The following is a 24,106-nucleotide window of genomic DNA, read 5'->3' as shown; positions in this document are numbered from 1 at the left end:
CTAATAAAAAAGGGAAAAGGGTGTATCCTATGATAAGTGTTTCGGGCTACTGGCTCCGTCCTGAGGATATCGAAAAACTGAATGTCAGTCAGACGCAAAGAGACATTGCCAACCGGATGCTGGCCATGCCGTCCAGATATAGATACGGTTCAATCTCAGAACTGTTATTTGAGCTGAGATTCAGAGTGCATACCGTCGAATCAGCCAGAGAGCTGATCAACAGCGGAGCAAAGTTTGCCACCTTTTCAAAGACATACGGGAATGAAGAGTTTTGGAGGGTGACGCCTGAGGGGGCTTTGGAGTTGAAGTACAGAGCGCCGGCTTCAAAGGCGATTCGAAATATTTTCGAAAGCGGCTCTCTTTATGCTTTTGAGTGCGCAACTGCGATTGTCATCATTTTTTATATGGCGCTCCTCAAAACGATCGGCGATCAGACATTTGACCGGAATTATCAAAGAATCATTTTATACGATTGGCATTATGAGCGGCTGCCGATCTATACGGATAAGGGGAACGACTACCTTCCGGGAGACTGCCTGTATTTCAAGAACCCTGAATTCGATCCCGAAAGACCGCAGTGGCGCGGAGAAAACGCTATTTTACTTGAAAATAATCTCTATGCGGCACACGGTCTGGGGATCTTAAGCGGCGAAACGATCATTGAAAAACTGAACGGGCTGAGAAAGCCTCATGCACAGACGTCCGCCTATCTGCTTTCTCAAGTGACACGGGTTGATATTCCTGCATTAATACAAATGATCAGATAGCACATCGGCAGGCGCAAGCTGATCCATCAGCTCCTTCACCGTCGTTAGCCGGACGGAGGCCCGCACGCCCTGCCCGGACCACAATGACATGCCGTCCGGATTCCCTTCAAGCTTCGCCTGTTTTCTCATCGGCTGCGTCAGCGTATTTTGCAGAGGATAAGGCAGCGCTTCAACTTCGTCCGGGCGCCTGTCTTCCATCCATTGATTGACGATGCCTCTTGCCGGCTTCCCTGAGAACAAACGGGTCAGCCTTGTGTCTGTTTCAACCGCTTCGAGCAATTTTTGTTTGTATGCAGGGTGTGTTCCGCTTTCTTCGCACGTCAAAAAAGCGGTGCCGATTTGAACGCCCTGTGCGCCGAGGGCAAAAGCTGCCGCAACACCTCTTTTGTCAAAAATGCCGCCCGCTGCAATAATCGGAACCGACACATGATCTGCCGCTTGGGGAATTAAAGCCATCGAGCCGACAGCGGGTTCTCCCTTCGTTTTCAAAAAGGCACCCCTGTGGCCGCCAGCTTCACTTCCTTGAACAACGATGACATCCATCCCCAATTCTTCAAGCATCAAGGCTTCTTCAACCGAAACGGCGGTGCCCATTAAACAGCAATTTCGGTCTTTCAGTTCTTTGACGGCATCGGCCGGCGGCGGGCCAAACGTAAATGAAACGGCGCTGACCCCTTCCCTTAAAATGATTTCGATTTTCTCGTAAAAATCGTCCCAATCGTGTTTCTCTTCTGGCACGGGTGAAGCCGAACGCGCATAAGGTATCTTCTCTTTCCACCCTTCATATTCTTCCCGTCTGACGTTTTCCCGTTTTTCCGGAATGAAGAGGTTGACTTGAAACCCGGCTGATGTCAGCTTTTTAGTCTCCAGAATCTGTCGTTGAAGAACTTCCGGCGTCAAATAGCCGGATGCAAGGCTGCCTAAGCCGCCGCAATCTGATACGGCGGCGGCGAGCCTTGGTGTTGTCGGTCCACCCGCCATCGGCGCCTGGATCACAGGCTTTGATAAAGAGAGACGTTCCATGAACTGATTCATTTTATTTTCTCCTTTCAATCGGCTGTGATTTTAAAATAGCATGTCCGGTGCCTCGGGCCGTCGAACTCGCAAAAATATATGCCCTGCCAAGTCCCGAGGACAAGCCAGCCCCCTTCAATGATCATATGTTGCGATGCCCCGACCGTGCTCGCTTTCAAATGCGCCGCGGTATTCCCTTCCATATGGCGGTCAAGCTCATGTTCCCACGGATACACTTCATCGAACCGTCTCAGCATATCGCGTTTAACATCGGGGTCGGCATTTTCATTAATCGTAATGCCTGCCGTTGTATGCGGACAGTAGACAACAACAGTGCCGCTGGAAACGCCATTTTCTGAAATGAATCTTTGGACGTCATTTGTAATATCAAGCATTTCATCGCGCCGGTTTGTTTGAATCTGTATTTTTTTCAACATACGAATCCGCTCCTTTCCTGGCACCCTTTCTCTATTCGTTATAAATCGCCGATTTCCTGTCTGATCATGTAAACGCGCGCCTCATAAGGCTTCATCACAAAAGATGTAAGGTACTTGTGCGCGTTGATATCAGCATTTGACAGCAGCAGTCCGTCCGTACATAACGGGTATGCGGGATGATGGTAAAACGCCTGGCGCGCGCTAAGGTTGACGATCACGATGGCCGTTTCTTCCCGAAGCTTTCGCAAGTATGCGAAAATCTGCCGGTCCTCAGGCAAGAGCAGTTCATATGATCCGTCGATGAAGACGTCATACCGCTTTCTGATCGCGATCAACCGTTTATAAAAATGATAGACTGACCGGGGGTCATGCTGCTGATGAACCGTATTGATCAGCTTGTAATTTTCGTTCATGCAGAGCCACGGTTCTCCTTTAGTAAAGCCGGCATTTGGCCGATCCGTCCATTGCATCGGCGTGCGGGCGTGATCCCTGCTCTTTTTCCAAACCGCCTTCATGATGTCTTCGTGTGAGCGGCCCTTTTCTTTTTGAATCCGGTAATCATTTTTAATCGATACGTCATCATAATCATCTATATCGAAGAAAATCGCGTTTGTCATTCCGATTTCCTGCCCTTGATAAATAAACGGGGTGCCTTTCATCAAAAAATACATCGCAGCTAAGGCCTTGGCGCTGTCTACTCTGTATTTCCCGTCATCTCCCCAGACTGAAACGGCCCGGGGTTGATCATGATTTTCGATAAAAAGCGCGTTCCACCCTTTCCCCTCAAGAGCCGATTGCCAGTTTGACAATATCCGCTTGAGTTCGGGGAGATCGAGTTCTCCGCCTTCAATCCCCCAAAGACCGAGGTGTTCAAATTGGAAAATCATGCTGAATATCCCGTTTGATTCTCCAACCCAGTCCTCCGCTTCTTCAGCGCTGACACCGTTTGCTTCGCCGACTGTCATGATATGGGGATACCCGGCGAACGTATTTTCTTTTAGTTCCTGCAATAACGCTATAATCCCGTCGACATTCATATGATAAGCAAATGAAGGCACAAAAGAGAGCCCTTCCGGATTCGGCAGATCCGGAAGTCCTTCTTTTTTCTTAATGTGTGAAATCGCGTCAACCCTGAACCCGTCGATTCCTTTTTGAAGCCACCAGTTGATCATGTCATAAAGAGCGCTTCGCATGTCACTGTTTTCCCAATTCAGATCCGGTTGCTTTTCGTGAAACAGGTGCAGATAATATTGCTCTGTTTTTTCGTCATAAGTCCAGGCTGAGCCGCCGAATATGCTTTCCCAGTTGTTCGGTTCGCTCCCGTCCTTTCCGTCTTGCCAAATATACCAGTCCCGCTTCCCGGAATTCCGCTCTGCCCTTGATTCGATAAACCATGGATGTTCATCGCTCGTATGATTGATGACGAGATCGATGATCAGTTTCATTCCGAGCTGATGCGCTTCAGTCAGCAGAGCGTCAAAGTCGTCCATCGTGCCAAATTCCGGCATAATGCTTTGATAATCCCTGATGTCATAACCGTTATCGGCATTGGGAGAATCAAAGACCGGACAAATCCAAATGGCATCTGCCCCGAGCTCCCTGATATACGGAAGCTTCTCTCTGATCCCGTTGATATCTCCGATTCCATCCCCGTTCGAATCCATAAAACTGCGCGGATACACTTGATATATGACAGCCTCTTTCCACCATGCCCTTGTCATTCAAACACCCCTTGTTGTATGAATAAAATATTTTTAGACTCCGAACATAAACATCCTATAAACTTTGATATACCAACGATTATACGTTTCTCAATACTAAATATGCTTTGCGGCTTATAAATCCTTTGAAGGCAGCAAGGGTGATGGCAAGAGTAGGTGAAAGAAGCTTTAATCCTTTTGAAACGGAGCATCTGTTAATACAGAATATGTAAAGCATAAATTACAGTTGCTTTTTTACCTATCGGTAAGTAAAATAAATATACAGATTATGCTAAGGATGATTTCAATGAAAAAGAAAATGAACACCCAAGATGCGATTGTTGAAGCAGCATTTACTCTTATTGCCCAACACGGCCTAAAAGGCACGAGCCTTTCAATGATTGCATCGGAAGTCGGCATTTCTAAACCGGCTATTTACTATTATTTCCCTTCTAAAGAAGAGCTGGTGGATTATCTATTTCACATTGTATTTGATGATCACAATTTCTCTGAATTTTTTTCAATCAATGAGTACACGAAGGAGAACTTTAAAAAACGATTAATAACAGACGGCATACGCTATTTTGAAGAGTATAAACATAACTCTCCTGCTTTAAAAGTGGTACACGAGTTTGTTTTAAGTGCAGCACAAAAACCAAGATATGAGAAAAAGCTTAAATCTATCATGGAACAATTCTTAGAAGGTTTTGAAGCTTTGCTTTCTTACGGTGTCGAACTCGGTGTCATCTCTTCTAAAAACACCAAAGTGAATGCACACTCCCTTGCCCTGATCATTGATAATTTGGGTAACTTTATGATTTTAGGAATCGAGATGGATTATAAAAAAATATGGGAAACAGCAGTCAGTCATGTGATGAAAGGCAGTGAAAGATTTTGAATCAGGGAACGATTATTGGATTATCTAAAATAGAGAAAACCTTATATTGGATCATTCCACCGGTTTTAGGAGCTGTTCTTGGATGGTTTTTGCCTGTTATAGCCGATTGGGTATTGACCATTCCAATCGTTCCTTTTAAAGGGCCTTTGGAATTTATCACATCACTAAACAATTTCTGGGTTTCAATTATCGCTGCAGTTATCGGAATCGTTGCCGGCCTATTTTTTTCACAATATATTTTCACTGAAATTCTTCAGGTGTTCATCTCTGATCAAAATGTGAAGCTGTTGTTTAAAGAGAAAGAAGAAGTGATTGAGAAAAAAGACATTTCTGCAGTTTATCTTGAGAATAAGGATCTTGTTGTTCTTGATCATAAGGGTACTGAATTGTACCGTGAACAACTTGAATCAAAGAGAGCCCTTGCAGAAAGTGCTTTTAAACATCACGGCTATAAATGGGCAGACGAAGATCCTTTTAAGAATGAGTATCAACGCTGGGTTGCGGATCACCCCGATTTTCCCTCGCATATCAATACGCTACTTTTAGCCAGAGAACGAGCTTTACTGGATAATAAACATGAAGAAGCAAAAATTCTGCGCAAAGACCTGGCAAAGCTTGGAGTGGTTATACAGGATGAAGATAAACGGCAATACGTAAGGATGGTATCGTAATATTTCAGTTGCGAACGCCTAAAAAAGAACATTAGGAATAAATTAAACACCGCTCTTTTTGTGAAAGAGCGGTGTGAATCCATCAGCGGACTGTTACGTCCCAATTGGAAATATTAATTTGTCCTGTGCCTCCGAAAACTTCCGTCCCGAATTCCACACTGCTGACATACTTTGTTTTGGAAAGCCAATGTTTGGAGTCGGCAAGATAATTCGTGAAATCCCGAACATTCAGGTTCGCACGTTGGGTGTTTGCCGTTCTGACAAATGAAAACACGTTCCATCCTTTGCCGCTTCCAGCATCAATATAGCCTTTATATACTTTCCAATTGTGCCCGCCGATCGAAACAGTTTCGACATAAGAACCGGCAGGTCCGGCATTTGTGTTATTGAGCCAGATCATAATCTCATCGGTTGGAGCCGAACCCCAGCTTGCCTTGTTTGTATTGTGGAGCCAAATGTCATATGCGGCATTGTACGTGCCGTTCGCACTGATCGAATAGCTGACTTTCGTGTTGATGTTTTTTTGATCTGACAATCGGGTCGGGAAGCCGCTGCCCGCAGTATAGCCTTCAGTCCAATGCCAGCCGCTGACGATCGACGGATAAGCTTTTACTGTGCTTGTATTGCTCGGCCAATTCCATACCCAGCCCATGTCTGAATCATTGTTATGATAAATGGTCTGCCACCAGCCGCTGACCTGGTCGGCTCCCCAAACATTGTTGAATATGTAGTATTTTTTGTTTTTAAAATACAATTTATCCGACGGGTTTGATGACGAAGCAGCAAGCGCTGAGAGCGGCCCCGTCAGCAGCATGATACATACAGCTCCCCATAGCAGGATAGCTTTTAGCAAATGGTTGTTTCTCACGTATTGAAAACCTCCTCATATTTATACACCCTATTATAAAAAAGAACGAAACGGAGTACATTCGTAAAAAGTCATGAATTTCCATAGATATATCCTCTTATCTTTGAAAAGATATCCATTTTATTGAAATAAAGAACGGCCATCGAACTAAAAAACAGCCGCGGTCGCCCGCAGCTGTCTTTTTAAAATTCCGTTTTTTTCACTTCAATGAAACGGATATGATGATCTTCAGCATCAAGAATTTTAAATTCGCATCCCTCAGTTTTGAGGATGTCACCGTTTTTCAGCTCCATCTTTTGCGTCAGAAGCCAGCCGGCAATCGTATCGACTTCTTCGTTTTCAATCGCGATATGAAGGAGGTCATTCACTTCGTCGATTAAAGCCTTTCCGTCCATAATATAATGGTGTTCGCCTTTTTTTATAATGTGCGGCATTTCGTCCTGATCAAACTCATCCCTGATTTCCCCGACGATTTCCTCCAATATGTCTTCAACCGTAACCAGTCCTGCCGTTCCACCGTACTCATCAACAAGAATAGCCATATGAATCCGTTCCTTCTGCATGCGAATCAAGAGCTCCTGGATCGGTATGTTCTCAATCACCCTGATGACAGGCCTCATTAAGTCCGTTAAAGGAATCGTCTCGTCGAGAAAATACGATTTAAACAAATCCTTGCTGTTGACAATTCCGATAATATGATCTTTATCATCCTTAATGACCGGATATCTCGTATAGCGTTCATTAATGACGGTTTCAATCGCTTCTTTTATGGATTGATCGGCCAACAAGGTAGCCATCTCCGTTCTCGGCACCATGATTTCCCGGGCCAGTCTGTTGTCAAATTCAAAAATTTTGTTGACGTATTTATACTCAGACTGGTTGATTTCTCCTTTTTTATAGCTTTCAGACAGCATAAGCCGCAGCTCTTCCTCACTGATTGCCACTTCATGCTCTTTAACCGAATGGAACCCGAACAGCTTCGTTAACAGCCGGGCCGAGCCATTCAGCAGTTTGATAAACGGGAACATGATTTTATAAAACAAAATGAGCGGCTTCGCCGTCCATAAGCTGACGGCTTCCGCTTTTTGAATCGCAATCGTTTTTGGCGCAAGCTCGCCGACCACAACGTGCAAAAATGTAATGATGACAAAGGCGGTAACAATCGAAGCCACTCTTAAAACGGATTCAGGCAGGCCAAATAGTTCAAAAAGCGGATGGATGATCCTTTCGAATGTCGATTCTCCGAGCCAGCCGAGCCCTAATGCGGTGATGGTAATGCCGAGCTGGCAGGCAGACAAATATTCATCAAGATTTGTCACCACTCTTTTGGCCGCAATCGCGCGCTTATCCCCGCTTTCAACAAGCTGATCGATTTTTGTGCCGCGGATTTTGACGATCGCAAATTCGGCGACAACGAAAAAAGCCGTAGCTGCAATTAAAAGTATGACGAGTATGAGATTCAGGATATTCAAAAAAAGCCCTTACCAAATATGGTAAGGGGCCACCTCCTTAAGACGAATGGTTAGTCATTACGACCGGACAGGAAAATTGCGACGAAGCGCAGCAGCTCAAACAGCGAAACAAGCGCTGCAGCAACATATGTCAGAGCCGCGGCATCCAGCACCTTGCTGACGCCTCTTTCTTCCGTGTTGCGGATCATTCCTTCTGAAACGATGATCCTTTTTGCCCGGGAGCTTGCGTTAAATTCAACAGGCAGTGTCACAAGCTGAAAGAATACGGCCGCCGAAAACAAAATGATGCCGAGTCCGATCAGATTCAGGCTTCCGAGCAGCATTCCGCCGATAAACAAAAACGGCGCCACTCCCGAAGAAAAGTTCACGATCGGAAACATCTTATGCCTCAAAACAAGTGCGCCGTATGATTCCTGATGCTGCAGGGCATGTCCGCATTCATGGGAAGCAACGGAAACCGCTGCAATTGAACGGCCGTAATATACGGGTTCGGACAGGCGCACAACGCGTGCTGTCGGGTCATAATGGTCTGTCAAGGTTCCTCTTACCGGTTCAACCGGGATATCGTAAAGGCCGTTTTGGTCGAGAATCTGTCTGGCCACTTCGGCTCCAGTTCTCCCGCTTGACGCCTCTACTTTTGAATATTTTTCAAAGTTGCTCTTTACTTTAAATTGTGCCCAAATCGATAAACCTAATGCAGCAAATGTTAACAAGTAAAAAATCATGCTCATGCAATCATCTTCCCTCTTGTGATAAGTCGTTTAAAATTTTAATTGTAAATATATTTTATCCCGAGGGATTTCCTTTTGTACAGAAAAGTGCACTACCTTTTTCTTCGCGGTAAACAAACCCCGATAAAGATCAGCACCATTCCTGACACCATGATGTAGAAAGGCGGCCTTGTGGACAGCTCCTTGAAAAACTCCCTCCAGAATACCTCATCAGAGGAATGATAAACGGCGTTTAAATCAAAAATGAATTGAATGGATGCCGCCGCCATCAGCTGGACTCCGACCAGTATGAAAAAGAGCCTCATTAAACAGGACATTCCGCTCCCATCCCTCATCCGTTTATAAAAAGTGTATGGAAGGACGGGAACCGATATGACGCCCCAGTAAAAATCTTCAGCTCTACCGGTTATTGTCGGTTATCGAAGGTTTATTTTTACCTGAAAAATTTTTGTAAAATAGGGATATACTGAATAAAAAGGAGAGATCGGGTGGTGACACGGTGAAAGTAACGGATCAGGAAAAAGAACAGTTAAGCACGGCGATTGATAAAATGAATGAAGGGCTTGATGCATTCATTCTTCTCTATAACGAATCGGAAAAAGACGAGCAGCTGATCGAATTTGAAGAAGAAACGGCAGAAATGATCAGACAAGCCATTGAACAGCACGGGAAAGTAAGCACCAATCAAAAGTTAAATGCAATCATCAAAGAGATTTTATCATTTTCCCTGCGGAAAGACGGTGAAGAAACATGAAATCAAACCGTGTATTTATCGCATGGCTGAGGTGGCCGATATATGTCCGCATCGCAATCATTATCCTTTTATTGATCATCCTTTTCGGTCAGCTGATCACATTCGTCGAGCCGCAGCAGTTTTCAAACGTTTTTGAAGGCGTATGGTGGGCGCTGATCACCGTGTCCTCAGTCGGATATGGCGATTTTGTCCCTAAAACCGCACTCGGCAAAACCGTCGGCATGCTCCTTATTTTAATAGGGGCAGCGTTTGTCACGGCCTATTTTGCAACGATGGCGACGGCCGCTTTTAGCAAGCAGCAGCGCTACGCCGAAGGCAAGGTCAACTACAGAGGCAAGGGACATATGATCCTGATCGGCTGGAACGAGAAATCCAACAAGCTGATGAGGACGCTCCAGGCCGCCGATTCAAACAAAACGATCGTGCTCATTGATGAAACACTAAAGGAAGGCCCCCTGATGGAAAACATTCATTTCATCAGAGGACCCGCTGCGGATGATGCCACACTGCAAAAAGCCAATATTGAAGAAGCTGAAATCGTCTTTATTACCGCCGATCAGCATAAAAGCGAAATATCTGCAGATATGCAGTCGGTCTTAACATTGCTGGCTGTTAAAGGCTTGAACCCGTCGGTGTATTGCGTTGTAGAAATCTTGACGGAAAAGCAGAAAAAAAATGCCGAGCGCGCCGGAGCGAACCAAATCATCAGTACGGCGGACCTTTTAAAAACAGCAATGCTGCAGCATTTTCTCATTAAAAATCAGCTTCCTGATCCGCTATTTAAGGAAGCCGATATTCATTTCAAAGTCCATCGGGTTCCGCTTCCGAAGACGATGGAAGGTGCGTCTTTTCAAGAAGTGATTCACCATTTCATGAAGGAAGACATTTTCGTCATCGGTATTCACCAAAAAGACGGGCCTGTGCTGTCTCCTTCATTTTCGTACAAGCTTCAGCCGACAGACCAGCTGCTGTCACTTTAGGAAAGAAGCGCCTTTTCGAGTTCTTTTACATACGATTGGCCAAGCTTTTCATAGACGCCGGGAATATCGGCGTCTTTTTCTTTCGGTTCAGCAAACTGGTCAAAAGATGCGCGAAAATTCCCCTGAACGACGTAGTCGTCCAGCGCTTCCTGATAGACGTGGCGAAGCAAAAACGGTGTACCGAGCTTGACCGTCGCATTTTGCGAATCAAGCTGTCCGTCCTCCGCTTCAAACGGAATCCGCAAAAATAAGTATCCTTCCTCATCATCAATTTTATAGTCAAAAAAGCCGCGGTCATATTCCCAGCCGCCGCTGATTACATAACCGAGAGGCTTAAGCGTCTGTTCGAGATGATAAAGAGAAAACGACCGGTTTTCCAGTTCAGAAGGTAAGCTTATCATAAAAAAACTCCTTTTTCGTTTTTATACTTCTGGGCCCTAGCGCAATTGTTTATCAGGTTCGTGCAGGTGCCCTTCATTGATTTCCTTAAACAGATTGTCCTCCGGCTGCTGCAGGTTGTTTTGCATGCGGAGGAATTTTTTATACTCTCCCATAGTAAAAGGCTTTGCATCATCCGATAACTCGTAGCCAATCTGGCCGTTTGATTCGAGCGTTACGTTTTTCACGTCCGATAATTTTGAAATCCCCTGTGTCCTGAGCCTCATTTCCAGCTGGTCGACAGTCAGGCGGTGCTTTTTTAGGTTCTGCTTCTGAAGCTCGCCGTTTTCGATTAATACAACGGCTTTCCCCGCAATCAGGCTTTCAAAAAAATCAAATTTCATTTTCAAATACTCGATCAACAGAAGGACGATGATAAAGATCGATGCAGCTGCCACCGTTTTAAAAATGCTGTCTTCAATGATCGGCTGAACAATGATCGTTCCGATGGAAATCATGACGACGGTGGTGGCTATTGTCATCTGTGAAATTGATTTTCTCCCCGAAATTCTCAGCAGAATAATACCCGTTAAGATGAGAAACAACGTTTCCAATACAAATAACATGATGTCACTTCACCCGTTTTATTTTTTAGTATGGATCAGAAGCTTGTGCGGTATGAGTATATTTAAACGAATAGGGAAAGACAAAGGTATGAGCTTACTATGAGGAGGGACTTCTATTGAAGAAGGAAAAAATAGTAGCGGCTGTGATCGTGTTTCTCGTTACATATGCACTGTTTTCACTCGCGGGCGTTTTATTTCCCGTAGATCGTGAATGGTATGAGTCATTAAACAAACCGGATTGGACACCGTCAGGCCGTTTGATCGGAACCATCTGGAGCGTGCTGTTCGCCTTCATTTCATTAGCGGCGGCGCTTGTGTATGCCACATATGATCTGAGAAAAGCAGCGGCGCCATTTTGGATCATGCTGATCATTAACTATTTGTTTAACCAGGCATTCAGCTATTTTCAATTCACGGAAAAAAACGTACTTGCTGCCTCGGCCGACTCCTTTTTCGTAGCCTTGACCGCTCTTGCGCTCGCCTTGATTACACTTCGCATTCATAAAAGAGCAGCACTTCTCCTTGTCCCTTATGTGTTGTGGAGTTTTTTCGCGACTTATCTCGCGTTTGCGATTTACGGGATGAATCATTAGGTTAACGGGCCCCGCCGGCTATTGCCGTGTTAAAATAAGGTGAACAGCTGCCTTACAAGGGGGACCAGAATGGAATGAAGCACTGCTTTCTGCAAACAACACGCATCGGCTTTTCTTTATGGGCTAAAGAGAATTTGAATTTGGCAAAGACATTGTGGGGAAATCGAGATGTGGCCAAATATCTGACAGCAGACGGAATTATGACCGATAGCGAAATAAGAAATCGTTTGCTGCTTGAGATCGAACAATACAAAACACACGGTGTGCAATACTTCCCGATATTTAAAACAGGAAACAACGAATTCATCGGATGTTGCGGACTTCGCCCCTATGACCCGGAAAATGATGTGTACGAGCTTGGTTTTCATCTCGTCCGTTCGGCTTGGGGGAAAGGTTATGCATCTGAAGCGGCTGAGGCCATGATTGAATACGCATTTAACAAAATCCGGGCAAAAAAGCTGTTTGCGGGACATCACCCTGAAAATACAGCTTCACAAAAACGACTGGAAAAATTGGGATTCGTCTACACTCATGACGAATTTTATCCGTCTACTGGACTTCAGCATCCGTCATATGAATTAAAACAGCCTCCTGGACAATAAGTCCGGAGGCTGTTTTTTCGTTTATTGATCCAAACGTTTCTCAAGCTCTGCTTTTTTCTCTTCGAAGCCAGGCTTGCCGAGGAGAGCGAACATATTGACTTTGTACGCTTCCACTCCAGGCTGGTCAAACGGGTTGACGCCGAGCAGGTATCCGCTCATTGCGCAGGCCTTTTCAAAGAAGTACACGAGGTAGCCGAACGTGTAAGCGTTCATTTCAGGTACGTTCACGATCAGGTTCGGCACATTACCGTCTGTGTGCGCGAGCATTGTGCCTTGGAACGCTTTTTTATTGACGAAGTCGACCGTTTTGCCGGCAAGGTAGTTTAAGCCGTCAAGATCATTGTCCGCTTCTTCGATTGTCAGCTCATGTCTCGGCTTTTCAACGTTCAGCACCGTTTCGAACATGTCTCTTCTTCCTTCTTGTACGTATTGTCCAAGAGAGTGAAGATCCGTCGAGAAGTTGGCTGAAGATGGATAAATGCCTTTTTCGTCTTTTCCTTCACTTTCGCCAAAGAGCTGCTTCCACCATTCTGCGAAGTACTGAAGGCCCGGCTCGTAGTTGATCAGCATTTCAATCGTTTTGCCTTTGTTATAAAGGACATTTCTGACGACCGCGTATTGGTAAGCCGGATTGTCTTCAAGCTCTGATGTGGAGAAGTCTTTGCTCGCATCGCGGGCGCCCTTCATCATTTCATCGATATCGGCTCCGCTGACTGCGATTGGAAGCAAGCCGACCGCTGTGAGCACAGAAAAGCGGCCACCGACATCGTCAGGAATGATAAATGATTCAAAGCCTTCCTCATTAGCAAGCGTTTTTAATGCGCCCCGCTCTTTATCAGTTGTTGCATAAATGCGGCGTTTCGCTTCTTCTTTTCCATACTTTTCTTCAAGAAGCTTGCGGAAGATCCGGAAAGCAATCGCCGGTTCTGTCGTTGTGCCTGATTTAGAAATCACGTTGATTGAAAAATCAGCGTCTTCAAGAAGATCCATCACGTCTCTCATGTAAGAAGAGCTGATGTTGTTGCCGATGAAAATCACTTGCGGCGTTTTACGCTTTTCTTTCGGCAGCACATTGTAAAATGAATGATTCAGCATTTCGATCGCCGCTCTTGCGCCGAGGTATGAACCGCCAATTCCAACAACCAGCAAAACATCGGAATCATTTTGAATTTTTTCAGCGCATTTTTTAATGCGGGCGAATTCTTCTTTGTCGTAGTCAGTCGGAAGATCCACCCATCCTAAAAAGTCGCTGCCTGCACCTGTTTTTTCGTGAATGGTATGGTGGGCGACTTTCACGAAGTCACGCAGATATGTAAGTTCATGTTCTTTAAAGAATGGCAATGCTCTTGAGTAGTCAAAACGGACATGCGTCATATTATTAAACCTCCAGTACTAGCTGTTTTCTTCCATATACCCGCCAGCGCTTTCATTTTCATGAGAGTGCGGGCCAAAGGGTTTTAAAACATGTCGATTTTCGGCGACAGCCTCTTCCCTTTTCACTTTATATGAACTCCTTCGTTAAATCAAGTGACGAAAAAAAGGAGGATGGAGGCAGGCGCGCAAAAATGCATGTTTTTCAGCCGCCACGCGCAGTTTTGTCAAAAAGATAACAAATGAACAACGGCTCAAGGTATGGCGGTCCTCCTTGAGCCGTCAAGAAATCTTATAAAGAAGCCTTCAAAATAGACAGAACATCGTCTTTATTCAGCGTTTTAAAGCGGCCGAATTCGCCGTTTGCCATCGCTTTGTCGGCAATCAGATCCAGCTTCTCATCTGTGATGTCATAATCAGCAAGACGATTTGGCGCGCCAAGGCTGGTCCAGAATTTAGACAGCTTCTCGATTCCAACAAGCGCCACTTCACGATCGGTTTTTCCTGTTTCATCTACGTCAAAAACGCGTACGGCAAGCTGTTTAAAGCGGCCGACATTTTCGGAAAGCGTGTGCTTCATCCAATTCGGGAACAGGATCGCAAGCCCTCCCGCATGCGGAATATCGTAGACGGCCGAAACAGCGTGCTCGATATTGTGCGTCGCCCAGTCTCCGCGTGCGCCCATTGATAGCATACCGTTCAGCGCAATGGTGCCTGTATAGAGAATCGTTTCGCGCAGCTCATAGTTTTCAAGGTCTTCAATGAGCTTAGGAGCTGTTTCAATCACCGTTTTGAGCAGGGATTCGCACATCCGGTCCTGATAAGGAGTATTTTCGGTATGGTGAAAATATTGCTCAAACACGTGGGACATCATGTCGACAATGCCGTAAATCGTGTGGTCTTTTGGAACGGTAAATGTGTTGACCGGATCAAGAATTGAAAATTTAGGGAATACGAGCGGGCTTCCCCAGCCGTATTTTTCATTGGTTTCCCAATTTGTGATCACAGATCCCGAGTTCATTTCCGATCCTGTTGCTGCCAACGTTAAAACCGTTCCAAACGGCAGCGCATCAGCAGGAATATGTTTTTTTGTCACAATATCCCATGCATCGCCGTCGTATTTCGCTCCGGCGGCGATCGCTTTCGTACAATCGATGACGCTTCCGCCGCCGACTGCCAATAGAAAGTCAATATCGTTCTCTTTGCAGATCGCGACTCCTTTATTCACAGTGGCAACACGCGGATTCGGTTCGACACCGGGCAGTTCATGGACGGTCGCGCCTGCCTTTTCAAGAATTGAAATCACTTGATCGTATAAACCATTTCGTTTAATGCTGCCTCCTCCGTATACGAGCAGGACATTGCGGCCGTAGTGTTTCACCTCTTCTGCCAGCTTTTCAACTTCTCCCCGGCCGAATATCAGCTTCGTGGGATTCCAATATGTAAAATTATCCATCTACATCTCCTCCTTTATTTACTATTATGGGAAATCGCCGAATGCCCTGTAAAGCGATCTGCTCCTCAGGCGTATAATGTTTCCAAATCCGTCGCAATCTATAAATGTGAAATATAGGACTTCAAAAAGGAGGAAAAACAAATGAATGCACTTCAACGTATTGCATTGGTATTAACAATCATTGGAGCAATCAATTGGGGACTGATAGGATTTTTTCAATTTGACTTGGTTGCAGCCATTTTTGGCGGTCAAGGATCCGCTTTAGCCCGGACCGTTTACGCGCTTGTCGGAATTGCAGGTCTGATCAACCTCGGACTTTTATTTAGACCGGCTGAAGAGACTGCTGGCGAAGACGCCAAGCAGCCGGAAATGCGATAAAAAAACTCCGGCTTTTGCCGGAGTTTTTTCATTTACTTCTTAATAAGATCTTTTCTGTTGGACTGCTCGATCCACTCTTCAAGTTTGTCTTTTAACGTGTTGAATCCTTGTGGAGCAGCTGTATCTTCGGCTTGAACAGCCTTTTGTCTTCTAGGCTTGCTTTCTTTTCGTTCAGGAGCTGCCTGTGTAGCGCGGATAGAAAGGCTGATTTTGCCTTTTTCCTCATCTACAGAAAGAACCTTCACTTGCACCTCATCACCGATCGCCAAGTGCTCATTAATATCTTTAACGAAACCGTGTGTTACTTCAGAAATATGCACAAGTCCCTGTGTTTCTTCATCTAATGCAACAAACGCTCCGTACGCCTGTAATCCAGTCACTTTTCCAGTGTAAACACTGCCTACTTCAAATTTTGCTGTCATAACTAACAACTCCTAAATCATATGAATTTAACTCTTTTTATACGCAATAAAAAATTATATCATACAAGTCTTTATTAAGCAAAAAAACTTTTTTAAGCATTGTATGTTTAAAACCGAGCTGAAAGGGGAATACTAAAGAACAACTAAGGCTTTCTAGTATTCCCCCCCTTATGTTGATGCGGACCTTTTAGGTGCGCATTTTTTTATTGAACTGCACCGGTCTTCTGGACAAAGCGTTTCATTCTGACGAGCGCTTCCTGAAGCTGTTCAAGCGAGGAAGCGTAAGAACATCTGATATAGCCTTCGCCGCTCGGCCCGAAAACATTGCCCGGGACGACGGCGACTTTTTCTGCGATGAGAAGCTCCTCAGCAAACTGTTCTGAACTCATGCCCGTTTTTTTAACGGACGGAAACGCGTAAAAAGCGCCCCCCGGCTGATGACAGTCAAGCCCGATTTCGTTCAGTGAATCCACAAACACATTCCTTCGGCGGCGATAGCTTTTTTTCATCTTTTCGACGTCTTCGAGACCGTTTTTAAGGGCTTCCTCCGCCGCAAATTGAGCCATGCTTGGCGCGCACATCATCGAGTACTGGTGAATTTTCAGCATAGGGTCCCTTAAATATGCAGGAGCTGCGACATATCCAAGGCGCCAGCCTGTCATGGCAAACCCTTTCGAAAAACCCGATATCAATATCGTCCGCTTCTTCATTCCGGCGATTTCCGCAAAGCTTGTATACGCTTCATCGTATGTCAGCTCGGCGTATATTTCATCCGCTATTACAATCAGGTCATGCTGTTCAGCAAAAGCCGCGATCTCTTCCAGTTCTTTTTTTGTATACACAGAGCCTGTCGGATTAGACGGCGTGCAAAGGATAATGGCCTTCGTACGTTCAGTCAGAACGGCTTCAAAATCGGCTGCGCTCGCTTTAAATCCGCGTTCTGCGTTCGTGTGAATGTGAACCGCTTTTCCCCCCGCCAAAGAAACAAGCGCTTCATAAGCGACAAAACAAGGCTCGGGAATCAGCACTTCTTCTCCGGGATCAAGGATCGCCCTGACCGCAATATCAAGCGCCTGGCTTGCTCCGACTGTGACAATCAGCTCGTCATCAGGAGCATAATCCAGATGAAAGCGTTTATTCAGATAAGCGCTGATCTCTTTCCGCAAAGAAAGAAGACCCGCGTTTGCCGTATATGACGTGTAGCCCTGTTCAAGGGAAAGGATGCTCGCTTCCCTGACATTCCACGCCGTTACAAAATCGGGCTCTCCGACGCCCAATGAAATCACGCCTTCCATTGTGGACGCAAGATCAAAAAATTTGCGGATGCCCGACGGTTTGATTTGCTGGGCTGCTTTAGAAATATAAGTTGTCCTCATTTAAGGAGACACCACGATTCTTTTGTCATCATCACCGGAGTCAAAAACTTTACCGTCATGCTTGTATTTCTTTAAAATAAAGTGGGTGGTTGTCGACACGACCGATTCGAGCGTCGATAATTTTTCGGACACGAAATGCGAAATATCCGACATCGTTCTGCCGCGGATGACAACAGACAGATCATATACGCCTGACATCAAGTAAACGGATTCAACTTCCTGAAAACGATAAATCCGCTCGGCCACTTCGTCAAATCCGACGCCGCGCTTCGGTGTTACCTTCACATCGATCATCGCTGTAACGCCTTCATGGCCGTCGACTTTTCGCCAGTCGATCATTGCCGAATAATCGATGATGACCTTTTCTTTTTCAAGCTTTTCGATAATCGCTTTTGTTTCTTCCTGTGAAATGTTCGCCATTTTAGCAATGGTTTCAGGTTCGAGGCGGCTGTTTTCCTCTAATATTTCCAATATTTCTGTTTCTTTTTCTGTTAGCTTCATCTCGTTATCACACCTTTTATATGTCAAGAAATCTTCTGAATATTATAGCACGTTTTTGAACGAATGTAAGGCGGTAAAAAAAGCGAAATCAAAGCGTGAAAAAAATTTTTTCGGGTACGATAAATAACGTACTCAGGACTTAGGCGACAACATGCAGCCAGATTGTTTGAACATGAAAGAAAAACATTCGGAGTGATTTGGATCATGCTGTTAACAAAACCTTCTATTGAAACCATTCAAGGGGTCAATATATATTATGAGCATTACGAGAATCCGGGCAGGCAATCGCTCGTTTTAATACACGGCTTTCTTTCTTCCTCGTTTTGCTACAGAAAAATCATTCCTCTTCTGAAGGATGAGTTTAATTTAGTCGCCGTTGACCTGCCTCCCTTCGGCCAATCAGAAAAATCCAGCACCTTTGTGTATACCTATCAAAACATGGCCAGGGTGGTCATCGAACTGATCGAAAGGCTGAGGATTAGAGACGCCGTGCTTGTCGGACATTCGATGGGCGGCCAGATTTCACTTTATGCGATAAAGGAAAGGCCTGAACTGTTCAAAAAAGTCGTCCTGCTGTGCAGCTCAGGCTATTTAAAGCGTTCCCCCCGCCCGCTCATTTTCGGGAGCCATATTCCTTATTTTTATTTGTACATCAAGCGCTGGCTGTCAAAACAAGGCGTCCTGAAAAATCTCATGAATGTTGTCTACGACAGATCTCTGATCGATCAGGAGATGATCAATGGCTACCTGAAACCGTTTCTTGACGATCAAATTTTCAGGGCGCTCGCGCGTCTCATCAGACACCGGGAAGGCGATTTATTACCGGACGATTTGAAGAAAATCGAGACGCCTTCCCTCTTAATCTGGGGCGAAGAGGACCGCGTTGTCCCTGTACAGATCGGCAAAAGGCTTCATCAGGATTTGCCCAATTCCATTTTCTATTCCTTGCGGGAAACCGGCCACCTCGTCCCCGAAGAAAATCCGGATTATGTATCAGACAAAATTGCCGATTTCATTTTGACATGAATATAAAAAAACCGCCGTTTGGCGGTTTTTAAATTTTGATCAGCACGAACTGCTGTCTTTGATCGCAAGGAGCCGTTCAGCCAGCTGTTTGCATTTTGCCAGCGGCAGCGTCTGATCAAATGATACTTCAAAAACGGACTGGATAGCTTCGCCCAGCCGCTCTGCGTCGTTTTCCGTGTAGACGGCCTGAACAATCTCGGCCGCTTCCGTTTCATAAAAATCGGGTCCGGCTTGAAACGGATCCCATTCCTTTATGATGTGGATGATTTGTGCTGCTGCCTGACTTTCTTTCATCATGATCACCGCTTCATTGTAATGTTTCAAAAGCTATTGTATCATAACGCGCCGGCTTGTCGATAAGGAAAGCACCAGGCTATCGGCCGGCTTGTCTCCGCTTCCTCCGCCAGGCGATCAGCAGCAGCCCGATGCCGTTGACGAGAATCAATCCGAACATGGTATTTCCGAGGGGCGCCCAGCCGTTTTCCCCCGTCAGCATCACTGACAGCACAACCTTGCCGATCAGCGTCACATTCAATACCGCAAGTCCCCACCCTAAGGAGCGCTTCCAAAATGCCGCGCCAATCAACACGAGAAACCCCATCATAAAAGCGAGCGTGAGCACGGCAGAAAGCGGGTTGGACAAAAGCATCTGCTCGTAATCCAAAACAGCCTGCATCTCCGGATTGATCCGCTCGGGGACGGGAAACCAAAACATGCTGCTCGTCATCAGCAAAAAAGTAACGATGACGCCTTTCCAAGTCCGCCTATAGCAAAAATACGCAAGCGCCACGAGAAAGACCGGGCGAATATACCAGCTCATAGGGTTGAGATGACGCTGAAAAGCCCACTCTAGCATGCTGCTCCATTCCATCGGATGCCACTCCCTTTACTTTATAAAAGCTTTCATGGTTAAAACATTGCAATCTATCCTTATCACAGTTAATGTATAACATATGAAAAAGACATGAGGTGAGATCATGGATTTTAATACAGAACATAACAGACGCGGGACCCAGTCTGTGAAGTGGGACTTAACACAGGAATTATTCGGTGTAGATTACGCGCTTCCAATGTGGGTGGCTGATATGGATTTCCGCGCCCCCCAGCCCGTTATCGACGCTCTTCAGCAGCGCTTGGAGCACGGGGTTTTCGGCTATACATCTGCAAGCGCGGGCACGAACGAAGCTGTCACCGATTGGCTCAGCCGCCGGCACGGATGGAATACTGAACCGGGGTTTATCACTTTCAGCCCGGGCATTGTAACAGCGCTAGCCCAAGCGGTGCAGGCGTACACAGAGCCCGGCGAGCGGGTGGTCGTACAGCCGCCTGTATATACGCCGTTCTTTGATATTGTTGAAAAAAACGGACGGGTTGTGTTACACAATCCATTAATCGAAAAAGACGGCCGCTATGAAATGGATTTTTCCGACCTTGAAAAAAAGCTTGGGGAACCGGATGTGAAGATGTTCATTCTTTGCAATCCGCACAATCCTTCCGGACGTTCATGGTCGAAAGAAGAGCTGACAACGCTGGGCGAACTCTGCCTTAAACACGGTGTCACAGTTGTTTCCGACGAAATCCATTCAGACCTGATGCTGAACGGACTGAACCATACGCCGTTCGCCTCTTTATCTCCGGAATTCGCGGATATTTCGATCACATGTATTGCACCGAGCAAAACGTTTAACTTGGCCGGGTTGCAGGCCTCAGCCATCATCATACCCGACAAGGCGAAGAGAACCGCCTTTGCAAAAGTTATGCAGCGCCAGGGACTGCATTCTTTAAATACATTTGCAGTTGCAGCAATCGAAGCGGCCTATTCAAAAGGCGAACCGTGGCTCGATCAGCTTATCCCTTACATCGAACGAAATATGGAAGAAGTCCGCCGCTTTTTAGCAGAGGAGCTGCCCGAGGTCCGCATGATGGAGCCAGACGCCTCTTACTTGGCATGGCTTGACTGCCGCAAGCTCGGATTGACGGATCAGGACATCAAACGGCTTCTCCTTCATAAAGGAAAGCTGATTCTGGAGCCGGGACCAAAGTACGGACCGGGCGGAGAAGGATTCGTCAGAATGAATGTCGGATGTTCGCTCTCTGTTGTAAAAGACGGGCTCAGACGTCTGAAGACCGCTTTTTCATAAGCGTTCCGGCTGAAAAACGGGCGCTTCTAAGAGCGCTTGTGGATGGTTTCATTCAATTCTCTTTCCAGCTTTTCCGCTTTTTCAGCTTCTTTTTTGGAATGTTTAATGATCAGCCGGAATACAACAATTGCGATGATAAAGAAAACGGCCAGCGTAATAAAAGAAGGGATATATTCTCTTTTGTCTTCAGGAAAATAGAGCATAAACTGAATCAGAAACGGCGCCATTTTTCTTCCTCCCTGAAATGATTTTTTTACCATTTATTTATTATGATACCATTAGGAGGCAGATGCAGTGAACAACCAATTTCAAGTCGGCGATCGTGTAAAGGGCTTTTATAAGACAGGCGTCTACATCGGCGAAATTACGGATGTTAAACCGATGCACTACCTTGTCAAAATCCTCGCCGTGCTGACCCACCCGAAGCAAGGCGATCTTCACCATCCCAACAAGGCAGACGTCCCTTTTTTTCATGAACGAAAAGCGCTCGCTTTCGGTGAACAGACAAATATCCCGCATCGTATGGTGAAGCCGTTCGATGAAGCTGTACCGGATTATGCGGATTCGCTCCGCTCAGCTTTAAACCGTTTAAAAACGGATCTGCAAAACGATTCGTCCGAATACGCGGCAAAATCGCTTGAACTTATTCATGCGCTTGAAAATGAATATTTCCCGCACAAATAACCCAATCTGTTCGCCAGATTGGGTTATTTATGTGGCGTGCGGAAAAACTTTTGAAAGATCAACCCGTTCGCCGATCGTCGTCGGTTTCGGATTTTCCAAATACTTCTTATCCCGTTCTACGAGCCGAAACAGCTTATACGTTGTCATCGCGTCGTCTAGCGCTTTATGCTGTTTTCCCGTTCCTGAATCGCCGTACTCTTCCGCTGCTTTCCACAAATTCGTCAATGTTTTGTCACCAAAGAATTCCTTGTACTCCATGGAAAGATCCCTCATCTCTCCTTTAAACGGAAACGGAACATGGTTGAACATGCAATTTTGCTTCAGCACTTTCATATCCATGTTTCCCCATGTAATGATGGCGCTGTTTTGGTCAGGATCAAGCTCCCGCAGCTTTTCAATCAACGCGTTAAACGTGATGCCTTGGTCAACCTGTTCCTGCGTAATGCTGAGAAATTTTTTGCAGCGCCTCGTTAATTTAGGGAACTTCTTCGGCTTAATATAGCTTGAAAATGTCTCAACCACCTCATCATGAACCGCCTTTACAATCCCTGCTTCTATGATTTCCGGGAAAAAATTTTGCGGGTGATACTTTCCCTCAGGCATTGTAAATTCAAAATCAATAATCAGTAAGGTGCTCGCTTCCAACTTTCACACCTGCCTTTCTATCTCAATATAAAAAACTTATGGATGTAGCGCAGCGGATGGAAATCGTCCAAGCCTAAAGCCTTCTGAATGTTTTCCAAAGTACGTTCATATTTCTCTTATTATATCATTATATTTCTATATTTAAGGTTTTAATTTCTGAAAATGTTGAAAATTCCTTCAAATACCCAATTTTCATTTTTCCAATGAGCAGCGATTCCATACAGCTTCCACATTTCATTTATAATGAAGGAAATTCAAACTTTTTAAGAAGGTGATTCGCATCTCTGTTTATAAGAAAAACCTTGTGATCATGTGGTTCGCGAATTTTTTCGTGGCCGCAAGCTCTACAATGGTTCTGCCGTTTCTTTCCCTCTATATCGAAACGCTCGGCAGCTATTCGGACGGATTTACGGCAAAATGGAGCGGATACGTTTTCGGCGTCACATTTTTGATGGCCTTTTTGGTTTCTCCTTTTTGGGGAAGGTTCGGAGATAAACACGGCTATAAAAAAATCCTCTTGATCACGGGCACCGGCATCGGCACTTGCATTCTTCTCATGTCCCTTGTCTCTTCCGTATACGAACTGTTTTTTTTGAGAATGGCGATGGGGCTCGTAACCGGGTTCATTCCCACTTCCCTTGCCATGATTTCGGCTCAGACGCCGAAAAAAAACGGCTGGCAAAGTGCTCGGCACGCTGCAGATGGGCACGGTCTCAGGAGGGTTATTCGGCCCCTTGCTCGGCGGTCTGCTCGCCGATCGCGTCGGTTTTACATATACGTTTTTCATTACGGCATTTGCCATTTACAGCGCCGTTTTCCTCGTGTTTATCGGAGTGCGTGAACGTCCTTTGAAGGCGAAGCGCGATGCCTCCGCCGGGTATACGAGAAAGCAGGTGCTGCAGACGATTTTGCACCAGCGCCCGCTGATTACGGCGATGATCCTCACCGCTGTGATTCAAGTGGGAAACTTCAGTGTTCAGCCGCTGCTTGCCTTATATGTCAGCGAGCTGCACGGAACTGACAATCTCGCATTTTTCTCAGGGCTGGCTTTTTCTGCAACCGGCCTTGGAAGCCTTCTCGCCGCGAGAAAATGGGGCGTCTTAGGCGATCGGTTCGGCCATGGAAAAATATTGATGATTCTCGCGCTGGCTGCCGCGGTTTGCGTTATCCCGCAAGGACTTACATCTCAGTATGAAATGCTTGTGTTCTTCCGCTTTCTGTTCGGAATCGCGCTTGGCGGGATGATTCCCTGCATCACCGCCTTAATCCGAGTTGAATCTCCGGGGCCTATTCAAGGGGAAGTGCTTGGCTATAATGTAAGTTTCAGATTTTTGGGCAATGTCATCGGCCCGGTGCTCGGCGGCGTTCTTTCCAGCTTTTTCGGAATTTCTTCCGCTTTTTACGCAACTGCCGTCCTCTTTTTCGGCGGAGCATGCCTTCTGATATTCCAAAGGTCCCAGCAAAAAAAATCAGAGGCAAAAGCAAGCTGAAATCGGATAAAAAACTGCCAATCTATCAAATTATCCTTCTCGATATCGAAAAAGAATGGTACGATATGGCTAGAATTTAGCGAAAAGAGAGTGACAAAGTTGCGTTCATTTTTTGGATGGATTTT

The 24,106-nt window shown here is 45.7% G+C and carries 29 protein-coding genes and 1 pseudogene; 12 read left to right on the top strand and 18 right to left on the bottom strand.

Features of this window, described 5'->3' with window-relative positions; translation table 11 throughout:
* The first annotated feature begins 29 nt into the window (after window positions 1–29).
* Window positions 30–767, top strand: a complete 738-nt coding sequence (locus M1E03_RS05040; RefSeq protein ID WP_020452748.1) for a protein-glutamine gamma-glutamyltransferase — start codon at window positions 30–32, stop codon at window positions 765–767.
* On the opposite strand, the gene M1E03_RS05035 is transcribed toward M1E03_RS05040, so the two are convergent.
* From M1E03_RS05035 to M1E03_RS05025, 3 genes are read right to left on the bottom strand one after another with little or no spacing between them, the layout of a single operon-like run.
* On the bottom strand, window positions 747–1,802 hold the full coding sequence (locus M1E03_RS05035) for a nitronate monooxygenase (protein ID WP_035337568.1): 1,056 nt from the start codon (window positions 1,800–1,802) through the stop codon (window positions 747–749). The two genes, M1E03_RS05040 and M1E03_RS05035, sit on opposite strands and share 21 nt — an antisense overlap.
* 14 nt (window positions 1,803–1,816) lie before the next feature.
* Complete coding sequence (locus tag M1E03_RS05030; protein WP_025809701.1) at window positions 1,817–2,218, bottom strand: secondary thiamine-phosphate synthase enzyme YjbQ; 402 nt, start codon at window positions 2,216–2,218, stop codon at window positions 1,817–1,819.
* Between the two features lie 38 nt (window positions 2,219–2,256).
* A complete protein-coding gene (locus M1E03_RS05025; RefSeq protein ID WP_145930037.1) occupies window positions 2,257–3,939 on the bottom strand; it encodes a glycoside hydrolase family 13 protein in 1,683 nt (560 codons plus the stop codon).
* Window positions 3,940–4,225: 286 nt separating this feature from the next.
* Between M1E03_RS05025 and M1E03_RS05020 the strand changes: the two genes are divergently transcribed.
* Together M1E03_RS05020 and M1E03_RS05015 are read left to right on the top strand one after the other, a co-directional pair.
* Complete coding sequence (locus M1E03_RS05020; RefSeq protein WP_016886099.1) at window positions 4,226–4,816, top strand: TetR/AcrR family transcriptional regulator; 591 nt, start codon at window positions 4,226–4,228, stop codon at window positions 4,814–4,816.
* Window positions 4,813–5,487, top strand: a complete 675-nt coding sequence (locus M1E03_RS05015) for a YqeB family protein (protein WP_458110704.1) — start codon at window positions 4,813–4,815, stop codon at window positions 5,485–5,487. Before M1E03_RS05020 ends, M1E03_RS05015 begins: the two co-directional genes overlap by 4 nt.
* Window positions 5,488–5,569: 82 nt before the next feature.
* On the opposite strand, the gene M1E03_RS05010 is transcribed toward M1E03_RS05015, so the two are convergent.
* From M1E03_RS05010 to M1E03_RS04995, 4 genes are all read right to left on the bottom strand, one after another.
* A complete protein-coding gene (locus tag M1E03_RS05010; RefSeq protein WP_020452753.1) occupies window positions 5,570–6,355 on the bottom strand; it encodes a GH12 family glycosyl hydrolase domain-containing protein in 786 nt (261 codons plus the stop codon).
* A gap of 182 nt (window positions 6,356–6,537) precedes the next feature.
* A complete protein-coding gene (locus M1E03_RS05005; RefSeq protein WP_020452754.1) occupies window positions 6,538–7,827 on the bottom strand; it encodes a hemolysin family protein in 1,290 nt (429 codons plus the stop codon).
* A 50-nt stretch (window positions 7,828–7,877) separates the two neighbouring features.
* Complete coding sequence (locus M1E03_RS05000) at window positions 7,878–8,552, bottom strand: zinc metallopeptidase (RefSeq protein ID WP_023856125.1); 675 nt, start codon at window positions 8,550–8,552, stop codon at window positions 7,878–7,880.
* A 98-nt stretch (window positions 8,553–8,650) separates the two neighbouring features.
* The gene (locus M1E03_RS04995; RefSeq protein WP_023856126.1) at window positions 8,651–8,875 is read right to left on the bottom strand and encodes a hypothetical protein; all 225 of its coding nucleotides are present in this window, start codon (window positions 8,873–8,875) and stop codon (window positions 8,651–8,653) included.
* Window positions 8,876–9,057: 182 nt separating this feature from the next.
* On the opposite strand from M1E03_RS04995, the gene M1E03_RS04990 reads away from it, so the two are divergent.
* Both M1E03_RS04990 and M1E03_RS04985 read left to right on the top strand, forming a co-directional pair.
* Window positions 9,058–9,312, top strand: a complete 255-nt coding sequence (locus M1E03_RS04990; RefSeq protein WP_020452756.1) for a membrane-integrating protein MstX — start codon at window positions 9,058–9,060, stop codon at window positions 9,310–9,312.
* Entirely contained in the window at window positions 9,309–10,292 is a 984-nt protein-coding gene (locus tag M1E03_RS04985) for a potassium channel family protein (protein WP_020452757.1), read from the top strand. The genes M1E03_RS04990 and M1E03_RS04985 overlap by 4 nt, the downstream gene beginning before the upstream one ends.
* Here M1E03_RS04985 and M1E03_RS04980 read toward each other — a convergent pair.
* A complete protein-coding gene (locus M1E03_RS04980; RefSeq protein WP_020452758.1) occupies window positions 10,289–10,693 on the bottom strand; it encodes a YugN-like family protein in 405 nt (134 codons plus the stop codon). The genes M1E03_RS04985 and M1E03_RS04980 overlap by 4 nt on opposite strands.
* 36 nt (window positions 10,694–10,729) lie before the next feature.
* Entirely contained in the window at window positions 10,730–11,296 is a 567-nt protein-coding gene (locus M1E03_RS04975; RefSeq protein ID WP_020452759.1) for a DUF421 domain-containing protein, read from the bottom strand.
* A gap of 116 nt (window positions 11,297–11,412) precedes the next feature.
* Between M1E03_RS04975 and M1E03_RS04970 the strand changes: the two genes are divergently transcribed.
* Both M1E03_RS04970 and M1E03_RS04965 read left to right on the top strand, forming a co-directional pair.
* On the top strand, window positions 11,413–11,889 hold the full coding sequence (locus M1E03_RS04970; protein WP_020452760.1) for a TspO/MBR family protein: 477 nt from the start codon (window positions 11,413–11,415) through the stop codon (window positions 11,887–11,889).
* Between the two features lie 74 nt (window positions 11,890–11,963).
* Complete coding sequence (locus tag M1E03_RS04965) at window positions 11,964–12,491, top strand: GNAT family N-acetyltransferase (protein ID WP_020452761.1); 528 nt, start codon at window positions 11,964–11,966, stop codon at window positions 12,489–12,491.
* A 21-nt stretch (window positions 12,492–12,512) separates the two neighbouring features.
* On the opposite strand, the gene M1E03_RS04960 is transcribed toward M1E03_RS04965, so the two are convergent.
* Complete coding sequence (locus tag M1E03_RS04960) at window positions 12,513–13,865, bottom strand: glucose-6-phosphate isomerase (protein ID WP_020452762.1); 1,353 nt, start codon at window positions 13,863–13,865, stop codon at window positions 12,513–12,515.
* 289 nt (window positions 13,866–14,154) lie between these two features.
* A complete protein-coding gene (locus M1E03_RS04955) occupies window positions 14,155–15,318 on the bottom strand; it encodes an iron-containing alcohol dehydrogenase (protein ID WP_065643714.1) in 1,164 nt (387 codons plus the stop codon).
* A gap of 141 nt (window positions 15,319–15,459) precedes the next feature.
* Here M1E03_RS04955 and M1E03_RS04950 point away from each other — a divergent pair, with 141 nt between their 5' ends.
* Entirely contained in the window at window positions 15,460–15,696 is a 237-nt protein-coding gene (locus M1E03_RS04950; protein ID WP_020452764.1) for a DUF378 domain-containing protein, read from the top strand.
* Window positions 15,697–15,728: 32 nt separating this feature from the next.
* Here the strand turns inward: M1E03_RS04950 and yugI are convergent, their stop codons facing one another.
* From yugI to M1E03_RS04935, 3 genes are all read right to left on the bottom strand, one after another.
* Entirely contained in the window at window positions 15,729–16,118 is a 390-nt protein-coding gene (gene yugI, locus M1E03_RS04945; protein WP_020452765.1) for a S1 domain-containing post-transcriptional regulator GSP13, read from the bottom strand.
* A gap of 203 nt (window positions 16,119–16,321) precedes the next feature.
* Window positions 16,322–17,494, bottom strand: a complete 1,173-nt coding sequence (locus M1E03_RS04940) for an aminotransferase (protein WP_020452766.1) — start codon at window positions 17,492–17,494, stop codon at window positions 16,322–16,324.
* Window positions 17,495–17,995 (bottom strand): Lrp/AsnC family transcriptional regulator, encoded by a 501-nt coding sequence (locus tag M1E03_RS04935; RefSeq protein ID WP_003184796.1) that lies wholly within the window; start codon window positions 17,993–17,995, stop codon window positions 17,495–17,497.
* A 204-nt stretch (window positions 17,996–18,199) separates the two neighbouring features.
* On the opposite strand from M1E03_RS04935, the gene M1E03_RS04930 reads away from it, so the two are divergent.
* Window positions 18,200–19,021, top strand: a complete 822-nt coding sequence (locus M1E03_RS04930) for an alpha/beta fold hydrolase (RefSeq protein WP_023856136.1) — start codon at window positions 18,200–18,202, stop codon at window positions 19,019–19,021.
* A 39-nt stretch (window positions 19,022–19,060) separates the two neighbouring features.
* Here the strand turns inward: M1E03_RS04930 and M1E03_RS04925 are convergent, their stop codons facing one another.
* Both M1E03_RS04925 and M1E03_RS04920 read right to left on the bottom strand, forming a co-directional pair.
* Window positions 19,061–19,315: a DUF1871 family protein gene (locus M1E03_RS04925; protein ID WP_023856137.1), complete on the bottom strand. Its 255-nt coding sequence runs from the start codon at window positions 19,313–19,315 to the stop codon at window positions 19,061–19,063.
* 79 nt (window positions 19,316–19,394) lie between these two features.
* Window positions 19,395–19,892 carry a hypothetical protein gene (locus M1E03_RS04920; RefSeq protein WP_035337575.1) on the bottom strand — a complete coding sequence of 166 codons (498 nt, stop codon included), beginning with the start codon at window positions 19,890–19,892 and terminating at the stop codon, window positions 19,395–19,397.
* A 106-nt stretch (window positions 19,893–19,998) separates the two neighbouring features.
* Here M1E03_RS04920 and M1E03_RS04915 point away from each other — a divergent pair, with 106 nt between their 5' ends.
* Window positions 19,999–21,162: a MalY/PatB family protein gene (locus tag M1E03_RS04915; protein WP_458110703.1), complete on the top strand. Its 1,164-nt coding sequence runs from the start codon at window positions 19,999–20,001 to the stop codon at window positions 21,160–21,162.
* A gap of 26 nt (window positions 21,163–21,188) precedes the next feature.
* On the opposite strand, the gene M1E03_RS04910 is transcribed toward M1E03_RS04915, so the two are convergent.
* Window positions 21,189–21,389 (bottom strand): hypothetical protein, encoded by a 201-nt coding sequence (locus M1E03_RS04910; protein ID WP_020452772.1) that lies wholly within the window; start codon window positions 21,387–21,389, stop codon window positions 21,189–21,191.
* 67 nt (window positions 21,390–21,456) lie between these two features.
* Here M1E03_RS04910 and M1E03_RS04905 point away from each other — a divergent pair, with 67 nt between their 5' ends.
* Window positions 21,457–21,846, top strand: coding sequence for a kinase-associated lipoprotein B (locus M1E03_RS04905; RefSeq protein ID WP_023856140.1), 390 nt, complete (start codon window positions 21,457–21,459; stop codon window positions 21,844–21,846).
* A 27-nt stretch (window positions 21,847–21,873) separates the two neighbouring features.
* Here the strand turns inward: M1E03_RS04905 and kapD are convergent, their stop codons facing one another.
* Window positions 21,874–22,449 (bottom strand): 3'-5' exonuclease KapD, encoded by a 576-nt coding sequence (gene kapD / locus M1E03_RS04900; protein WP_373926117.1) that lies wholly within the window; start codon window positions 22,447–22,449, stop codon window positions 21,874–21,876.
* A gap of 352 nt (window positions 22,450–22,801) precedes the next feature.
* On the opposite strand from kapD, the pseudogene M1E03_RS04895 reads away from it, so the two are divergent.
* Window positions 22,802–23,981, top strand: a pseudogene (locus M1E03_RS04895) (MFS transporter).
* The last annotated feature ends 125 nt before the right edge of the window (window positions 23,982–24,106 follow it).

This window comes from Bacillus sp. PK6-013 (genome assembly GCF_054161445.1).
This window is presented reverse-complemented; position numbering and strand designations above follow the sequence as displayed.

Excerpts from the sequence above, each read along its gene's own strand:
- M1E03_RS04915 (WP_458110703.1), top strand. The coding sequence starts at position 19,999 with ATGGATTTTAATACAGAACATAACAGACGCGGGACCCAGTCTGTGAAG.
- M1E03_RS04960 (WP_020452762.1), bottom strand. The coding sequence starts at position 13,865 with ATGACGCATGTCCGTTTTGACTACTCAAGAGCATTGCCATTCTTTAAA.
- M1E03_RS04930 (WP_023856136.1), top strand. The coding sequence starts at position 18,200 with ATGCTGTTAACAAAACCTTCTATTGAAACCATTCAAGGGGTCAATATA.
- M1E03_RS05025 (WP_145930037.1), bottom strand. The coding sequence starts at position 3,939 with ATGACAAGGGCATGGTGGAAAGAGGCTGTCATATATCAAGTGTATCCG.
- M1E03_RS04920 (WP_035337575.1), bottom strand. The coding sequence starts at position 19,892 with ATGGAATGGAGCAGCATGCTAGAGTGGGCTTTTCAGCGTCATCTCAAC.
- M1E03_RS05020 (WP_016886099.1), top strand. The coding sequence starts at position 4,226 with ATGAAAAAGAAAATGAACACCCAAGATGCGATTGTTGAAGCAGCATTT.
- M1E03_RS05035 (WP_035337568.1), bottom strand. The coding sequence starts at position 1,802 with ATGAATCAGTTCATGGAACGTCTCTCTTTATCAAAGCCTGTGATCCAG.
- M1E03_RS04950 (WP_020452764.1), top strand. The coding sequence starts at position 15,460 with ATGAATGCACTTCAACGTATTGCATTGGTATTAACAATCATTGGAGCA.
- yugI (WP_020452765.1), bottom strand. The coding sequence starts at position 16,118 with ATGACAGCAAAATTTGAAGTAGGCAGTGTTTACACTGGAAAAGTGACT.
- M1E03_RS04935 (WP_003184796.1), bottom strand. The coding sequence starts at position 17,995 with ATGAAGCTAACAGAAAAAGAAACAGAAATATTGGAAATATTAGAGGAA.
- M1E03_RS05040 (WP_020452748.1), top strand. The coding sequence starts at position 30 with ATGATAAGTGTTTCGGGCTACTGGCTCCGTCCTGAGGATATCGAAAAA.
- kapD (WP_373926117.1), bottom strand. The coding sequence starts at position 22,449 with ATGCCTGAGGGAAAGTATCACCCGCAAAATTTTTTCCCGGAAATCATA.
- M1E03_RS05030 (WP_025809701.1), bottom strand. The coding sequence starts at position 2,218 with ATGTTGAAAAAAATACAGATTCAAACAAACCGGCGCGATGAAATGCTT.
- M1E03_RS04925 (WP_023856137.1), bottom strand. The coding sequence starts at position 19,315 with ATGAAAGAAAGTCAGGCAGCAGCACAAATCATCCACATCATAAAGGAA.
- M1E03_RS04965 (WP_020452761.1), top strand. The coding sequence starts at position 11,964 with ATGAAGCACTGCTTTCTGCAAACAACACGCATCGGCTTTTCTTTATGG.
- M1E03_RS04910 (WP_020452772.1), bottom strand. The coding sequence starts at position 21,389 with ATGGCGCCGTTTCTGATTCAGTTTATGCTCTATTTTCCTGAAGACAAA.
- M1E03_RS04980 (WP_020452758.1), bottom strand. The coding sequence starts at position 10,693 with ATGATAAGCTTACCTTCTGAACTGGAAAACCGGTCGTTTTCTCTTTAT.
- M1E03_RS04955 (WP_065643714.1), bottom strand. The coding sequence starts at position 15,318 with ATGGATAATTTTACATATTGGAATCCCACGAAGCTGATATTCGGCCGG.
- M1E03_RS05000 (WP_023856125.1), bottom strand. The coding sequence starts at position 8,552 with ATGATTTTTTACTTGTTAACATTTGCTGCATTAGGTTTATCGATTTGG.
- M1E03_RS04995 (WP_023856126.1), bottom strand. The coding sequence starts at position 8,875 with ATGTCCTGTTTAATGAGGCTCTTTTTCATACTGGTCGGAGTCCAGCTG.
- M1E03_RS04985 (WP_020452757.1), top strand. The coding sequence starts at position 9,309 with ATGAAATCAAACCGTGTATTTATCGCATGGCTGAGGTGGCCGATATAT.
- M1E03_RS04975 (WP_020452759.1), bottom strand. The coding sequence starts at position 11,296 with ATGTTATTTGTATTGGAAACGTTGTTTCTCATCTTAACGGGTATTATT.
- M1E03_RS04940 (WP_020452766.1), bottom strand. The coding sequence starts at position 17,494 with ATGAGGACAACTTATATTTCTAAAGCAGCCCAGCAAATCAAACCGTCG.